This window comes from Nonomuraea sp. NPDC050451 (assembly GCF_044458585.1).
In genome coordinates this window covers 699,206-713,825 of sequence record NZ_JBITHZ010000004.1, presented here as the reverse complement: position 1 = coordinate 713,825, position 14,620 = coordinate 699,206, and the positions used below count along the sequence as shown (strand labels likewise).

Below are 14,620 nucleotides of genomic sequence, written 5' to 3'. Positions count from 1 at the left end.
AACTTTTCCTACTGGACATACATGAAATTAGCCCAGGCGTCCGCGAGCAGCTCATACGAGCGGACCCGGTCGGCGTGGCCGTGCGTGATGGTGGTGATCAACAGCTCGTCGGCGCCGGTGACCCGCTGGAGCACCCGCAACCCGTCCGCCACCGCCTCCGGGTCGCCGACAAACTGGGTGTCGAGGCGGTCGGCCACCAGCTTCCTGTCCTCCTCGCTCCACACGTGGGCGTCGGCCTCCTCCGGAGTGGGGTACGGCATCGCGCCCTGCCCGGTGCGGATGCTGCGCACCCACAGGCCGTAGGGCTTGGCCAGCTCCCGCGCCGTGGCCGCGTCCTGCGCCACGACGGCGTCGGCGGACACGATCACGTACGGCTCCTCCAGGACGTCGGACGGCTTGAACGCCTCCCGGTACGCCTCCACCGCCTCCAGGACACCGGCCGGGCTGACGTGGTAGTTGGCGGCGAACGGCAGGCCCCGCTCCCCCGCCACCTGCGCGCTCTGGCCGCCGCTGCTGCCCAGGATCCACACCTCGACGTCCGCGCCCTCGCCCGGGATCGCATGGGCGGTCCGCCCGTCGGGCGAGGCGTAGGTGCCGGCCAGGAACGCCTGGACGTCGTCGAGCTGGTCGGCGAAGTCGGGCGTCTCGGCGCCGGGCTGCTGGAGGAGGGAGGCCTGGAAGGCCAGGTGCGGCGCCGCCCTGATCAGGGCGGAGAAGTCGAACGGGGGCGGGATGAGCAGCCCGCCCACCACCCGCGCCTCGGAGGAAGGAGGGTCCGGGGGGCGTTCGGAGTGGCGGGCGAGCTCGGCGCGGCGCTGGCCGGAACGTCCGAGGCCCAGGTCGATGCGCCCCGGATGGGCCGCGTCCAGGAGGCCGAACTGCTCCACCACCGCCAGCGGCGTCTGGTGGCCGAGCTGCACCGCCCCCGAGCCGACCCGGATCCGGCTGGTCGCCGCGGCCACCAGCCCGATGAGCACGGCGGGCGCCGAGCCGGCCACCCCCTCGGCGAAGTGGTGCTCGGCCAGCCAGTACCGGTGATAGCCGAAAGACTCGGCCTGCCGCGCCAGGTCGACGGTGTTGCGGATCGCGTCCCGGGCGGTCCCGCCGGAGGGGATCGGCGCCAGGTCGAGGATGGACAGGGGGACCGTCATGAGGAACCTCCCGGGAACGGCCTGCTGGGTATCTCCTTGCGCAGCACCGGAGCGATGTCCGACTGGAACAGCTCCAGCGCCGAGCGGTGCTGCGCGTCCGTCAGCCCGTCGGCGTCCGCGTGCAGGTGCATCACCTCGTGCCCGAACCGGTCGTGGTAGCGGTGCACCTTGTCGATGATCTGCTGCGGGCTCCCGACCAGGATGGAGCCGCGCTCGATGGCGTCCTCCAGCGAGTGGAAGACGAGCGGCGCCCCGTACCGCTTGAAGGTCTCCTGGCGGGCCTCGAAGATCGGCCGGTACGTCTCGATGGCCTCCTGCGAGGTCTTCGCGGCGTAGTAGCCCGCGGTGCCCGCCCCGACCAGGGCTTCGGCCGGGTCGTGCCCGTGGTGCGCCCACCGCTCCCGGTAGTGGCCGATCAGCTCGGCGTAGGGCTCGACGGGGTTGGTGACGTTCGCGGAGAAGAGCGGATCGCCGAAGCGCGCGGCCAGGTCCACCGACTCCTTGCTGGTTGCGCTGCCGTGCCAGACGCGCACCGGCCGCTGGAGCGGGCGCGGCCAGGTCTCGGCCTCGGTCAGCGACGGCCTGAACCGCCCTTCCCAGGTGACCTTGTCCTCCCGCCACAGCCTGCGGAACAGCTCGTACGACTCGCGGTTGCGCTCCCACTGGTCCTCGGCGGTGACGTGGAAGAGCTGGGCCTGGGCGGCGCCGTTCCCCTTGCCGATGATCAGTTCGAGCCGCCCGCCGGACAGGTGGTCGAGGGTGGCGTAGTCCTCGTACGCCCGGACCGGGTCCAGCAGGCTGAGCGTGGTGACCGCGGTGAACAGCCGGATGCGGGAGGTCCTGGCGGCGATGTGGCTGAGCACCACGGGCGGCGAGGAGGAGATGAACGGCCGCTCGTGCCGCTCCCCCACCCCGAACCCGTCGAACCCGAGCTCCTCGGCCAGGACCGCGTTGGAGACGACCTCGCGGAATCGCTCGTTGGTGGACTTACGGCCGTCATGAACGATCAAAGTGATGGCCAGAAATTTCACGCAATGTCAGCTTTCTGGGAGACATAACGGTTGATTGCGCGCGGCAGGCCGAGGTGCCCGCGCAGGTTGGCGGCCTCGTACCGGCTCCTGAAGGCGCCGCGCCGCTGCAGCTCGGGAACCAGTCTGCGGGTGATCGCCTCCAGGTCGAGCGGCACGGCGCCGGGCCGCAGCCGGTACCCCTCGATTCCGGCCTCCTGCCAGTCCAGCAGCAGGTCGGCCAGCTCGGCGGCGGTGCCGGCGAAGGTGTACGCGTCGGAGTCGGGCGGCGCCGCGAGCCCGTCGAGCCGGTCCTTCCGGTCGGCCGCGTCATCGCCGACGTGGACGAGCAGGTCGGCCAGGATCTTGAGCGGGTGCCCGGCCCGGGGGCGGCTCCTGACCTGCTCGACGATGTCCCGCGCGTGGTCACGGCTGTGCGGGGTGACAATGACGACGTCGGCGGAGCGGGCGGGCAGCTCGTACGGCACCGGCGACCCGCCGTGGTCGAGCACGGTCACGACCGGCTGCCCCTGCGGCGGCCTGGGCGTGATCGACGGCCCCTTGACGGAGAACCTGGATCCGGCGAAGTCGACGTAGTGGAGCTTGTCGCGGTCGACGAACCGGCCGGTGGCCACGTCGCGGATCTCGGCGTCGTCCTCCCAGCTGTCCCACAGCCGCCTGGCCACCTCGACGGCGTCGGCCGCCTCCTCGAAGAGGTCCGCGATGAGCCCCCGGGCCTGCTCGTCGGGCTCCCACCGGCCCGCCGTGTCCCGTTTGGGGATGAGCGCCGGGATCTCCCTGCGGCCGAAGTGGGCGGCCTCCCAGGCGCGGGCCGAGACCTGGACCCGCCAGCCCGCGCGCCCCAGGCTGACGTGGTCCAGGCTCGCGATGCCGATGGCCACGTGGAACGGCTCCGTGTGCGTCGTCGTGGCCGTGGGCACCAGCCCGATGCGCGTGGTGAGCGGCGCGAGCGCCGCCGCGAGCAGCACCGCGTCGAACCGGCCGCGCACCTGGTCGGTGCGGTCGTCGGGCCCGTCGAGGCGCGAGGTCTGCAGGCCCAGGGCGTCCTCGATGGTGACGAAGTCGAGCAGCCCGCGCTCGGCCTCGGCGACGAGCCCGGCCCAGTGGCGGGTGGTGAACAGCTCCCGCGCGTTGACGGCCGGGTCCCGCCAGGCGGCCGGATGCCAGCCGGCGCCGTCGAGCGCGACGGCCAGGTGCAGCGGTGCCGGCGTCATGCCGCACCTCCCAGCCCGAGGTGCTCGCGGAGCGTGGCGCCCTCGTAGTCGGCACGGAACGCGCCGCGTTCCTGCAGCAGCGGCACCACCCTGTCCACGAAGTCGTCCAGCCCACCCGGCGTGAGATGCGGGACCAGGACGAACCCGTCGGCGGCGTCCGTGCGTACGAACTCCTCGATCTGCGCGGCCACGGTCGCGGGCGAGCCCACGAACGACTGCCGCCCGGTCATGTGGATCACCAGTTCGCGGATGCTCAGCTCCTTCTCCTCGGCCACGGCCCGCCATCGCGCCGCCACGGCGGCCCGGTCGGCCACCTGCACCCGGCCCTGGGAGACGCCCTGCTCGACGGCGGGCTCCACGTCGGGCAGCGGCCCTTCCGGGTCGTAGGCGGACATGTCCCGGCCCCAGATCTGCTCCAGGAAGGCGATTGCGGTCTGCGGCCCCACCTGCTGGCGGCGGATCTCGGCGGCGCGCTCGGCCGCCTCGGCGTCGGTGTCGCCGAGCGCGAACGTCGCCGCCGGCATGATCTTGAGCTGGTGCGGCTCCCGCCCGTACGTGGCCAGGCGGCGTTTGACATCGGCGTAGAACGCCCGCCCTTCCTCCAGCGTGCCGTGGCGGCTGAAGATGACGTCGGCGTTGGCGGCGGCGAACTCCCTGCCCTCGTCGGAGTCCCCCGCCTGGATGACCACGGGGTGGCCCTGCGGGCTGCGCGGGACGTTGAAGCGCCCCTCGACGGTGAAGTGGCGGCCCCGGTGGCTGACCGCCGAGACGGACCCGGGCCGCAGGAATCGCCCGCTCTCCTGATCGGCGATCACGGCGTCGGGCCGCCAGGAGTCCCACAGCTCGCGCGACAGCCGGACGAACTCCTCGGCCCGCGTGTAGCGCTCGGAACGGTCCAGGTAGCCGCCGCGGCGGAAGTTCTCGCCGGTGAAGGCGTCGGAGGTGGTGACCACGTTCCAGGCGGCCCGGCCCGCGCTGAGGTGGTCGAGCGTGGCCAGCCGCCTGGCCAGCTCGTACGGCTCGTTGAAGGTGGCGTTGACGGTGGCGGCCAGCCCGAGGCGCTCGGTGACGGCGGCGAGCGCGGCCAGCACGGTCAGCGACTCGGGACGGCCGACCACGTCCAGGTCGTGGATGCGGCCTTTCAGCTCGCGCAGCCGCAGGCCCTCGGCCAGGAAGAAGAAGTCGAACTTGCCCCGCTCCGCGGTGCGGGCCAGGTGGACGAACGATTCGAAGTCGATCTGACTGCGGGAGCGGGGGTCGGTCCAGACGGTGGTGTTGTTGACGCCGGGGAAGTGCGCGGCCAGATGGACCTGCTTCATGCGACCTTCTCGCGGCGACAGGGGACGTCACATTCGGTCATGATGTGCTCCTTGGCTCAATACCCAGTTAAACAGTAGGAAAACTGGGTATCGCTGTCAACGGAGCGCGGAAGCAGGCAGCGGGATCGCGGGGAACGGATTGTCGGGCAGCAGGATGACGCGGCGCGGATGGTCGGCCTGACCTGCGGCGTCGAGGTGGAGGAGGGCGGCGCCGATGCCGGCCGCGCCCACCATGTAGCCGGTGTCGGCCGTCACCTCGCCCGGCCGCAGCCGCCGGTACGCCTGGTACCAGCGGTAGCCGCGCCCGTCGTGGTCGGTGGCCCGGCCGATCAGGTCCGTGGCGAGCCCGCGGGCGTACTCCAGGTGGGACTCCTCCCCCGTCGCCGCCCACAGCCCCACGAAGAACTCGATGAGCCCGGCCGTCCCGCAGCACTGGCAGGCCACGTTCCAGTAGCCCTCGGTACGGCGGCGCGGCACGCCGCTCTTGACGATGCCGCGCGCCAGCCGCTCCACCCACTCCAGGTCGCCGGGGTCGCCCCCCACCCGGTAGAGCTCGTAGAACATCCTGGCCACACCCGCGGAGCCGGAGCAGAAGCCCAGGTAGTGCAGCTCCCTGGCGTGCGGCACGTGGTGCGGCACGACCGCGCAGCCGCCGGCCACGACGCTGATCTCGCGGACGAAGGCCGCGCCGCTGCGCGCGGCGAACAGGAAGCGCTCGTCGCCGGTCACCCCGTACAGGCGGGCCAGCAGGAACGCGGTCCCGGCCGTGCCGGCGAGGAAGCCGGGCGTGACGGCGTCCACGGGCAGGTCGGCGCAGTCGCCGAACCGGTGCCCGGGGACGGGCAGCCGGGCGATCCGCAGGCCCGCCTCGACGGCCGCCTCCTCGTACGCGGGCACGCCGAGATGGGCGGCGGCCCGCAGCAGCCCCAGGATGATGCCGCCCTCGCCGCGCTGCGCGGGATCGCGCGACCAACCGACGCCACCCTCGGACTCCCGGCCCCGGCGGACGATCACGTCGGCGATGGCGGCGGCCTCGGCCTCGAACGCGCCCTCGCCGAGCACCCAGCCCGCCTCCATGAGCGCGACCATCGTGCCGGTCAGCCCGTGGTAGAGGGAGAGGTCGTCCTGTTCGCGCCAGGTGGCGGCGAGCCTGCGGGCCCCCCGCCTGGCGTCCTCCAGGTACGCCTCGTGGCCGGTGGCCGCGGCGAGCTCGAGGAAGAACAGCACGACGCCCGCCGCTCCCGAGTAGAGGGACGAGGGCTCGGAGGTGACCGCCGACCCGCCGTGCGGATCGGGATTGGCCAGCCAGCGCCTTCCGTGCTCGTCGTCGGCCGCGGCGGATCTGATCCATCGCCCCGCCAGGATGGCGGCGGTCAGCGGGGAATCGGCTCGGGCGCTCGATGCGCGGATCCTGTCCAGACTCACCCGTGCAGTATCCCACACATTTGGTAGGAAATTCAGGAAAGCCGAGGAACCGCCGCGACCAGTTCCCGCGTGTACGGGTGCCCGGGGCGGGTGAACACCTCCGTCACGTCACCCTCCTCGACCACCCGGCCGTCCTTCATGACCAGGACCCGGTCGCTGACGTGGTGCACCACGCCGAGGTCGTGGCTGATGAACAGCATGGCAGTACCGTACTCGGCCTGGATCTCGGCGAGCAGGTCCAGCACCTGGGCCTGGATCGAGACGTCCAGCGCGGAGACCGGCTCGTCGCAGACCAGCACGTCGGGGCGGGGGCCGAGGGCCCTGGCGATGGCGACGCGCTGCCGCTGGCCGCCCGACAGCTCCCGGGGGTGGCGGCCGGCGACGCCGGGCGGCAGGCCGACGCGTTCGAGCAGGTCGAGCACCCGCGCCCGGCGCTCGGCCCTGGGCAGGTCGAGCGGCTCGGCGACCAGGCGGCCGACGGTGTGACGGGGGTCGAAGGAGTCGAGCGGGTTCTGGGAGATGAGCTGGATCCTGCGGCGGAGCGGGCGGCGCTTGCGTTCGGGCACGTCGCTCCACTGGCGGCCGTGCAGGGTGACCCGGCCCGCGTCGGGTTCGAGCAGGCCGAGGGCCAGGCGGGCCAGGGTGGTCTTGCCCGAGCCCGACTCGCCGACGACGCCGAGCGTCTCGCCTTCGTACAGGGCGAACGAGACGTCGTCGACCACCCGGCGCGGCCCGTACGACCTGGACAGCCCGGTGCCGGCGAGCACCCGCGCCGACGGGTTCGGCGTGCGGCGCGGCAGCGGTGTTCCCGGTCGAGCTGCCGATAGGCGGGTGCCCCGGGAGGCGGCCGACGGGACGGCGGCCAGCAGCGAGCGGGTGTAGTCGTGCGAGGGCGCCGACAACACGCTCCCGGCGGGGCCCTCCTCGACGACGCGGCCGTCCTTCATGACGAGGATGCGGTCGGCGATCGAGGCGACGACGGCCAGGTCGTGGCTGATCAGCAGCAGCGCGCAACCGGCGGCCCGGCGCTCGGCGAGCAGCCGCAGGATCTGGGCCTGCACGGTGACGTCGAGCGCGGTGGTCGGCTCGTCGGCGATGATCAGCTCGGGCCCGGCCGCGATGGCCGAGGCGATCAGCACCCGCTGCCGCAGCCCGCCGGAGAGCTGGTGCGGGTGCTGCCCGATGCGCAGCGGCGGATCGGGCACGCCGACCGCGTCGAGCAGCTCGAGCGTCCTGTCGCGGCGCCGTGCTCTCGGGACGACGTCGTGGACGGCCAGCACCTCGCCGATCTCGGCCCCCACGGTCCGCAGCGGGTCGAGGGAGACCAGCGCGTCCTGCAGCACCAGCCCGGCGAACCCGCCGCGCAACCGGCGCCACTGCGCCGGTCCGAAGCCGAGCGCGTCCTGGCCGCCGACGCTGAACGCGGACGCCCGCACGGCGGCGCCCGGCCCGGCCAGGCCGAGCAGCGTGCGGGCCGTGACGCTCTTGCCGGACCCGGACTCGCCGACGAGGGCCACGCACTCGCCGGGGGCTACCGACAAGGAGACGCCGCGCACGACCTCGGTCCCGCCGAAGCTCACGCGCAGGTCCTCCACGGCGACGAGGGTGGCGACCGTCGGCGGGGAGACATAGGTCGTCATGGGGTTCTCCCCTCGAAGCGGCGCTGGAGGCGGCGGCCGACGACGGTGAGGCTGACCACGGTCAGCGTGATCGCGACGCCCGGGAACAGCGCCTCCCACCAGGCGACCCGCAGGTAGTTGCGGGCCTCGGAGAGCATCGCGCCCCATTCGGCGGCCGGGGGCTGCGGGCCCATGCCGAGGAAGCTGAGCCCGGAGGCGGCGATGACGGCCTGGCCGAGCCCGATGGTGGCCAGGACGGGGATCGGCCCGAGCACGTTCGGCAGCACGTGCCCGGCGGTGATCGCGGCCCTGGAGCGGCCGAACGTGACGGCCTGCTCGACGTACCCGGCGCGGCGCACGACGAAGGTCTGGGCGCGGATGACGCGGGCGTAGTTGGGGACCTGGGCGACCGCGATGGCGAAGATGACGTTGCCCGTGCCGGGGCCGGTGACGGCGATGACGAGCAGGGCGAGCAGCAGCTCCGGCAGCGTGGACAGGACGTCGAACGACCTGGCCAGCGCCTCGTCCAGCCACTTCGGCGACAGCCCGGCGGCCAGGCCGAGCAGCACCCCGGCGGCCACCGCCAGGGCGGTCGCGGTGACGCCGATGCTGAGCGAGTGGCGAGCGCCGTGGACGACCCTGGACAGCACGTCGCGGCCGAGGTGGTCGCTGCCGAACCAGTGCGCGCCGCCGGGCGGCGCGAGCGCGCTCACCGGGTCGGCCGCCAGCGGGTCCACCCCCGTCAGCAGCCCGGGCGCGGCCACCGCCACCGCCAGCAGGGCGAGGAACGCCGCGGGCACCAGCAACGAGCGCGACCAGGTCACGGCCGGCCTCCGATCCGGGGGTCGATGGCGCGGTAGGCCAGGTCGAGGAGGGTGCTGATGGTCACGTACACGATGGCCGACAGCAGGACGACGGCCATCACCACCGGCATGTCCCGGCCCGTGACGGCCTGCATCGCCACCTGCCCGAGCCCCGGCCGGCCGAAGAGCACCTCGGTGATGACGGCCCCGCCGAGCAGCGTGCCGGTGAACCAGCCGGCCAGCGTCACGGCGGGGATCAGCGCGTGCCGGAGCGCGTGCCTGGCCACCAGCCGCTGCTCGCTCAGCCCGCGGGCCCTGGCCGTGACCGCGAACGGCTGCTCCAGCGCCCGCTCCAGGCCGCCGCGCAGCACCTGCCCGAGCACGCCGGCGATCGGCAGGCCCAGCGCGAGCGCGGGCAGCACGAGCGCCTGCGGCCCGGACGCGCCCGACACGGGGAACCAGCCGAGTGTGAACGAGAACACCGCCAGCAGCACCAGCCCGATCAGGAACGGGGGCACCGACACCGAGACCAGCTCGGCCGCCGAGGCCGCGCCGCGCAGCCACCGGCCCCGCCCCGCGGTCACGACGGCGATCACCCCGGCGAGCGACACCCCGACCCCGGCCGCCGCCAGCGTGAGCTGCAGGGTCGGGCCGAGCTGGGTGGACAGGATCTCGCCGACGCCGACCTGGAGCTGGTACGAGCGGCCGAGGTCGCCGTGGAGCAGCCGCCACAGGTAGGCCACGTACTGGAGGACCTCCGGCCGGTCGAGCCCCCATTCGGCGACGATCCGCGCCCGGATCTCGGGGGTGTCGGGGCCGTCGCCGACCAGGATGTCGATGGTCTCGCCCGGCGCGAGCAGCAGGGCGACGTACGAGGCGCTGGCCGCCGCCCACAACACCGCGAGCCCGGTGAGCACGCGCTTGACGACGCCCCTGCCCCAGGCTTTGACGGCGCCGCTGTCCCGGGCCGTCGTCGGCCGTCCGGTCATGTGCCGATCCGGACGTCGTACGCGCTGCGCGGCGTGCCGGAGCCGGCCTCGAAGCCCAGGCCCTGGACGCTCTTCTGCGCCGCGACCTGGTCGGCGGGCACGTAGATCGGGAACACGATCGCCTTGTCCTTCACCACGGCCTGCTGCACCTTGGCGTACAGCTCCTCGCGCTCGTCCAGGGAGGCGGAGGCCGAAGCCGTGGCCAGCCACTTCTCCACCTCGGGGTCGGAGAAGCCGGTGCGGTTGATCGGTCCCTTGCGCGGCAGGATCAGGTTGAGCGCGGCGCCCGCGTCGGCGTCGCCGCGGGAGTTCTCGAAGATCTCGTACTCCCCCTCGGTGTAGGCCTTCTGCGCCGTCCCCTGGTCCACGATCTTGACCTGGAAGTCGATCCCGGCGCTCTGCTTGACCTGCGCCTGGATGGCCTGGGCGAGGATGTCGCGGCGGTCGCGGACGAACGGCGCGGAGGCGACGGAGCGCACGGTGAGCCGCTTGCCGTCCTTGACCCGGTAGCCCTGGGCGTCGCGCTGCTTCCAGCCGGCGGCGTCGAGCAGGGCGTTGGCCTTGGCGGTGTTCCCGCCGAAGGCGCCCTCCAGCGAGGCGTCGTAGAACGGGCCGCCCTTGGTGACGACGCTCCACGCCCTGGTGGCGGTGCCCTGGTAGACGGCCTTCAGCACCGCGTCCACGTCCACGGCCTCGCGGAACGCCTCCCGTACGCGCTGGTCGTCGAAGGGGGCGTGGGCGGTGTTGAAGTAGTAGGAGAAGGAGGTGCCCGAGTTGAGCGAGGTCTGGTATGTCAGACCCGGATCCTGCTTGATCATGGCGGCGTCGGTGGCCGGGACACCCTCGATGACCTGCACCTGCCCCGAGGTGAGCGCGCCGACGCGCACCGCCGCCTCGGGCAGGAACCGGTACGTGATCCGCGAGAGGTAGGCCGGCCCCTGGTGCCCGGACCCGGCGGGCGGCCACGTGTAGTCCGGGTTGCGCCGGTAGCGGATCTCCTGGCCCCGCACGTACGACTCCAGGATGAACGGCCCGGTGCCGACCAGGTCGGGCCCGCCGAACTTGAGGTCCTTGGCCGCCTTCAGCGACTTCGGCGAGACCTGCCCCGCCAGGGGCGAGGCGAGGAAGTCGAGGAAGAGCGCGTCCGGCTCCTTCAGCGTGATCTCGACGGTGGTCGGCGACTTCACCTCGGCCCTGGCGAAGGACTTGAGCTGGATGGAGGCGATACCGGGGTTGTAGCCGGGCACCAGGAACTGCTCCAGGTTCGCCTTGACCGCCGCCGCGTCGAACTTCGTGCCGTCGTGGAACGTCACGTCGTCGCGTAATTGCAGCGTGTACGTCAGACCGTCGTCCGACACCTTCCACGCCTTGGCCAGCCACGGTTGGAACGTGCCGTCCTTCTGGCGTGAGAGCAGCGCGTCGAACTGGTTGAACACGAGCAGCCTGACCTTGTTCTGGCCCCATTGCTGGGGGTTCAAGGTGAGCGGCTGGGTCTCGATGGCCCAGGTCAGGGACGTGTCCTGGGCTTGCTGGGCGGGCTGCTGAGAGCCGCAGGCGGTCAGAGAGACGACGAGGACGAAGGGGGCGATGCCCTTGAGTCGCTTCACACGCATTCCTTGGGGCCGAGGTATTACCTAGCCAAACGGTAGGTAATGCATGAATGCCTGTCAACGCCCTCTCGATAGGCTTGATCCCCACGGACTCGAAGGAGCCAGCTCGATGATCTTCATCACCGCCAAGTTCCGCATCCTGCCCGAGCACGCCGACCGCTGGCCGGAGATCGTCGCCGAGTTCACCGAGGCGACCAGGGCCGAGCCGGGCTGCCTGTGGTTCGACTGGTCGCGCAGCCTCGCGGACCCGGCGGAGTACGTCCTGGTGGAGGCGTTCCGCGACGGCGACGCCGGGGCGGCGCACGTCCAGTCGGCCCACTTCAAGCAGGCCCAGCAGACGCTGCCGCCCCACCTCGCCGAGACGCCGCGCATCGTGAACGCCACCGTCCCGCAGGACGACTGGTCCCTGCTCGGCGAACTGGCCGTCCCGGACCGCGGCTAGCGGCCCGGGCGCGACGGCCGGCCCTCCGAAGTCCAGGGGCCAGAGTGCGGCGGGCGACCCTCCAAGGGCCAGGGGTGTCGAGCCCGGTGGCCGACCCGCCTTCCCCCGAAGGCCGTCAGCGAAGTACGGCGGTCAGCGGGCCTGACGGACGTTGCCGTAGGTGAACAGGCTGATCGGCCCGGGGCCCGCCACGGCCTGCTCGGCGGTGACGGCCAGGGCGATCGTGTTGGTCCCGTGCTCGTCCAGGAGCCCGGCGGGGAGCACGAAGTCGCGCTGCGGGCCGATGTCGCCGCCGTACTGGCCGACGTTCCAGCCGTTCAGGAAGATCTGCACGCGGTACGCGGGCGACGGGTCGCCGCCGAAGCGGAGCCCGACCGGCGCGTCCTGGCCCTTGGGGAGGTCGAGGCGGAACGCGTTCCGGAGCCAGGTGACGCCGGGGGCCAGCTCAGCGCTGGCGGTTTTCCAGGATTTATCGGGATAAGTCGGAAGGTGCCAGCCGGTGCGCTCCCCGTACAGGCCGCCGTTGTTGAGCGGGCCGCGCAGCGGGTCCGTGCCCGGTGAGCCCTGGATACGCCACGAGATCGGGGTGCCGCCGACAGGGCCGCCGACAGCACCGCCGACGGTGGCGGCCACCAGGCCGCGCGGCTGCTTGAAGCGCAGGTCGTCGGCGATCCAGTCGTCGTTGTGGCCCATGTTGGCGACGAGGACGGAGATCACGTTGTCCGTGCCCGGTCTGAGCACGCCCGCCGGGATGTCGAAGTGGCCGGGGCCCGGGTCGGGGTTGGGCGGGGTCGACGCGTCGCCGGAGTCCGCCTGCACGCCTCCGGCGGCCGAGCCGAGATAGCGGCCGTTCAGCCAGACCAGGTAGTTGCCGCGCAGGCCGGTGACGGCGTTCAGGTCGATCCTGGTCTCGGATCCGGCGGCGGTGAAGTGGCCCCGGTACCAGACGTTGCCGTAGTGGTAGCCGTAGTCGTCGGCGTACAGGACGGGCAGGGTCTTCGGCGGGTGCGGGCTGATGGTCGTGGTGTGGTCGGCGGCGGTCCAGCGGGAGTCGTCGAAGCCGGGCGCGGCCTCGGGGGCCTCGGCGCGGGAGCGCCACGCGGTCAGCGCGGGCAGGCGGACCGGTTCGGGGGCGCGGGTGGCGCCCAGGAGCGAGCCGCTCGGGGTGCGGGCGACGCGTACGTCCTCCGCGCCGATCCGCAGCCGCCTCACCGCGGGGCCCGCGAACACCTCGACCTGCCCGCCCGCGGTGTCCGCCGCCAGCCTCAGGGTGTCTCCGCCCGCCGAGGCCGAGCGGACCAGCTCGGTGCCGCGCACGAGCACCGGCCCCGACCCCGTCTCGGCCCGCCAGAACCCGGCCGCCGTCCCGTCCGTGCCGAGCAGGAGCAGCAGCGGCCGCCGGCCGCCGCCAGTGACGAGCACCCGAGCGAGCCCGTCGTGGGTGTAGTCGAGGCGCAGGTCTCCCCCGGTGTACGAGGCCCGCACGTCCCCTTCGAGCACCTTGACCGCCGGCCGCGAGCCGTAGCGCAGGATCGTGGCGCCGGGCGAGCCCGCGGTGCCGTACAGGACGGCGACGTCACGGCCGCCGATGAGGGCGTGCGTCATGATCTCGGACGTGGACAGGGCCAGGCGCTGGCCGCCCAGGTCGTATCCGGCGACCAGGACGTGCGCGTCGCGCCCCTTGACCCGCACGGGCACCCGGTGACGTCCGTCGGGGGCGGCCCAGTCGAGGGTGGCGTCGTCGGTGCCGGTGGCGGCCCGGTCGGCATGTTTCACCAGGACGAACTGGGTGCCGGTGTCGGGGTTCGCGCGGGCCGTGGTGGTGAGGGCGGGGTTGTCCGGCGCGGCCGGCGAGGTGGCCGGGTCGGTCTTGGCCAGCGGCGCGACGGCCTCCAGGAAGTAGCCCTGGCGCTTGAACTCGTCGTACTTGGGCGTGAGCCGCCGGGCCTCGGTGATGGCGGCGCCGTAGTCGTAGGAGGTGTAGACGTCGTTGGGTTGGGCCAGCCAGCCCCAGTTCGTGCCGCCGTACCCCATGTAGTACGAGAACATCGTCGCCCCGGTCGTGACCAGGTTGTTCTTGTAGAAGTACTTCATGTACGCCGGGCCGGTCAGCTCGCGGCACTTGTCGTACCCGGCGTTGCCCAGGTCGATCGCGCCCGCCTGGTACTCGGCGGCGAACACCGGGATGTCGTCGCGCAGCCGCTCGGTCAGCCCCTCGCCCCACGGCCCCCAGACCTCGGGATTGGCGCACTCGAAGGACTGCGGGTAGTCGTCCACCCCCGGGATCTGCACCGCCCCTGGGCCGGTCGCCCACGTCGAGCTCCAGCTCCCGGCGTCGCAGCAGTCGTTGGTGGTGATCGGCACGTCGATGCCGTCCGCCCGCGCCTGGTCCTGGATGTCCTGCATGTACGCGGCGTCGGTGTTGACCTGGTACTCGTTCTCCGCGTTGTAGAGGATGACCGGGCCGCCGCCGGTGACCTGGTGCCGGGCGATGATCGGGTTGATCCGGTGCAGCCACTCGCGGTAGGCGGCCTGGTATCCGGGCGCGCTGCTGCGGGCCCTGCCCGGCACGGTCTTCACCCAGGCGGGCAGCCCGCCGCCGGTGCTCTCGGCGTTGATGTACGGCCCGGGGCGGGCGATCACGTACAGGCCGGCCTGCCGGGCGGTCCGCAGGAGGCGGTCCACGTCGCGCACGCCGGTGAAGTCGTACACGCCGGGCTTCGGCGAGTGGTACGCCCACGAGAAGTAGATCGAGACCGCGTTGAACCCGGCCGCCTTGAACTTCTCCAGCACGTCCCGCCACAGCTCGGGGCTCGGCAGGCGGAAGTAGTGGAACTCGGCCGACTGCAGGACGAGCCGCCGGCCGTCCACCTTCAGCGAGTACCTGTCGTACGTGACCTCGTGCCCGGCCGCGCCGACGCCCGCGGGCGCTCCCAGCAGGACGCAGAGCAGGACCAGGAACACCGCGAGCAAGCGCCTCATGGTCGCCTTCCAGGGTCGGCTGCGGACTGTATTTAATT

11 protein-coding genes are annotated in these 14,620 nt (G+C 72.7%); 1 reads left to right on the top strand and 10 read right to left on the bottom strand.

Annotation, left to right across the window (positions count from 1 at the left end; translation table 11 throughout):
• Window positions 1–8: 8 nt before the first annotated feature.
• From ACIBI9_RS18235 to ACIBI9_RS18195, 9 genes are all read right to left on the bottom strand, one after another.
• A complete protein-coding gene (locus ACIBI9_RS18235; RefSeq protein WP_397223272.1) occupies window positions 9–1,151 on the bottom strand; it encodes an LLM class flavin-dependent oxidoreductase in 1,143 nt (380 codons plus the stop codon).
• Complete coding sequence (locus tag ACIBI9_RS18230) at window positions 1,148–2,182, bottom strand: LLM class flavin-dependent oxidoreductase (protein ID WP_397223271.1); 1,035 nt, start codon at window positions 2,180–2,182, stop codon at window positions 1,148–1,150. The genes ACIBI9_RS18235 and ACIBI9_RS18230 overlap by 4 nt, the downstream gene beginning before the upstream one ends.
• A complete protein-coding gene (locus tag ACIBI9_RS18225) occupies window positions 2,179–3,393 on the bottom strand; it encodes an LLM class flavin-dependent oxidoreductase (RefSeq protein ID WP_397223270.1) in 1,215 nt (404 codons plus the stop codon). The genes ACIBI9_RS18230 and ACIBI9_RS18225 overlap by 4 nt, the downstream gene beginning before the upstream one ends.
• Window positions 3,390–4,712: an NtaA/DmoA family FMN-dependent monooxygenase gene (locus ACIBI9_RS18220; RefSeq protein ID WP_397223269.1), complete on the bottom strand. Its 1,323-nt coding sequence runs from the start codon at window positions 4,710–4,712 to the stop codon at window positions 3,390–3,392. The genes ACIBI9_RS18225 and ACIBI9_RS18220 overlap by 4 nt, the downstream gene beginning before the upstream one ends.
• A 96-nt stretch (window positions 4,713–4,808) precedes the next feature.
• The gene (locus ACIBI9_RS18215; protein ID WP_397223268.1) at window positions 4,809–6,137 is read right to left on the bottom strand and encodes a lanthionine synthetase LanC family protein; all 1,329 of its coding nucleotides are present in this window, start codon (window positions 6,135–6,137) and stop codon (window positions 4,809–4,811) included.
• Between the two features lie 32 nt (window positions 6,138–6,169).
• Window positions 6,170–7,777 (bottom strand): dipeptide ABC transporter ATP-binding protein, encoded by a 1,608-nt coding sequence (locus tag ACIBI9_RS18210; RefSeq protein WP_397223267.1) that lies wholly within the window; start codon window positions 7,775–7,777, stop codon window positions 6,170–6,172.
• A complete protein-coding gene (locus ACIBI9_RS18205; protein ID WP_397223266.1) occupies window positions 7,774–8,580 on the bottom strand; it encodes an ABC transporter permease in 807 nt (268 codons plus the stop codon). The genes ACIBI9_RS18210 and ACIBI9_RS18205 overlap by 4 nt, the downstream gene beginning before the upstream one ends.
• The gene (locus ACIBI9_RS18200) at window positions 8,577–9,548 is read right to left on the bottom strand and encodes an ABC transporter permease (RefSeq protein WP_397223265.1); all 972 of its coding nucleotides are present in this window, start codon (window positions 9,546–9,548) and stop codon (window positions 8,577–8,579) included. The genes ACIBI9_RS18205 and ACIBI9_RS18200 overlap by 4 nt, the downstream gene beginning before the upstream one ends.
• The gene (locus ACIBI9_RS18195) at window positions 9,545–11,161 is read right to left on the bottom strand and encodes an ABC transporter substrate-binding protein (RefSeq protein ID WP_397223264.1); all 1,617 of its coding nucleotides are present in this window, start codon (window positions 11,159–11,161) and stop codon (window positions 9,545–9,547) included. The genes ACIBI9_RS18200 and ACIBI9_RS18195 overlap by 4 nt, the downstream gene beginning before the upstream one ends.
• A 106-nt stretch (window positions 11,162–11,267) precedes the next feature.
• On the opposite strand from ACIBI9_RS18195, the gene ACIBI9_RS18190 reads away from it, so the two are divergent.
• Window positions 11,268–11,600, top strand: a complete 333-nt coding sequence (locus ACIBI9_RS18190) for a putative quinol monooxygenase (protein ID WP_397223262.1) — start codon at window positions 11,268–11,270, stop codon at window positions 11,598–11,600.
• A 132-nt stretch (window positions 11,601–11,732) separates the two neighbouring features.
• Here the strand turns inward: ACIBI9_RS18190 and ACIBI9_RS18185 are convergent, their stop codons facing one another.
• Window positions 11,733–14,582: a beta-galactosidase gene (locus tag ACIBI9_RS18185; protein ID WP_397223261.1), complete on the bottom strand. Its 2,850-nt coding sequence runs from the start codon at window positions 14,580–14,582 to the stop codon at window positions 11,733–11,735.
• Between the last annotated feature and the right edge of the window lie 38 nt (window positions 14,583–14,620).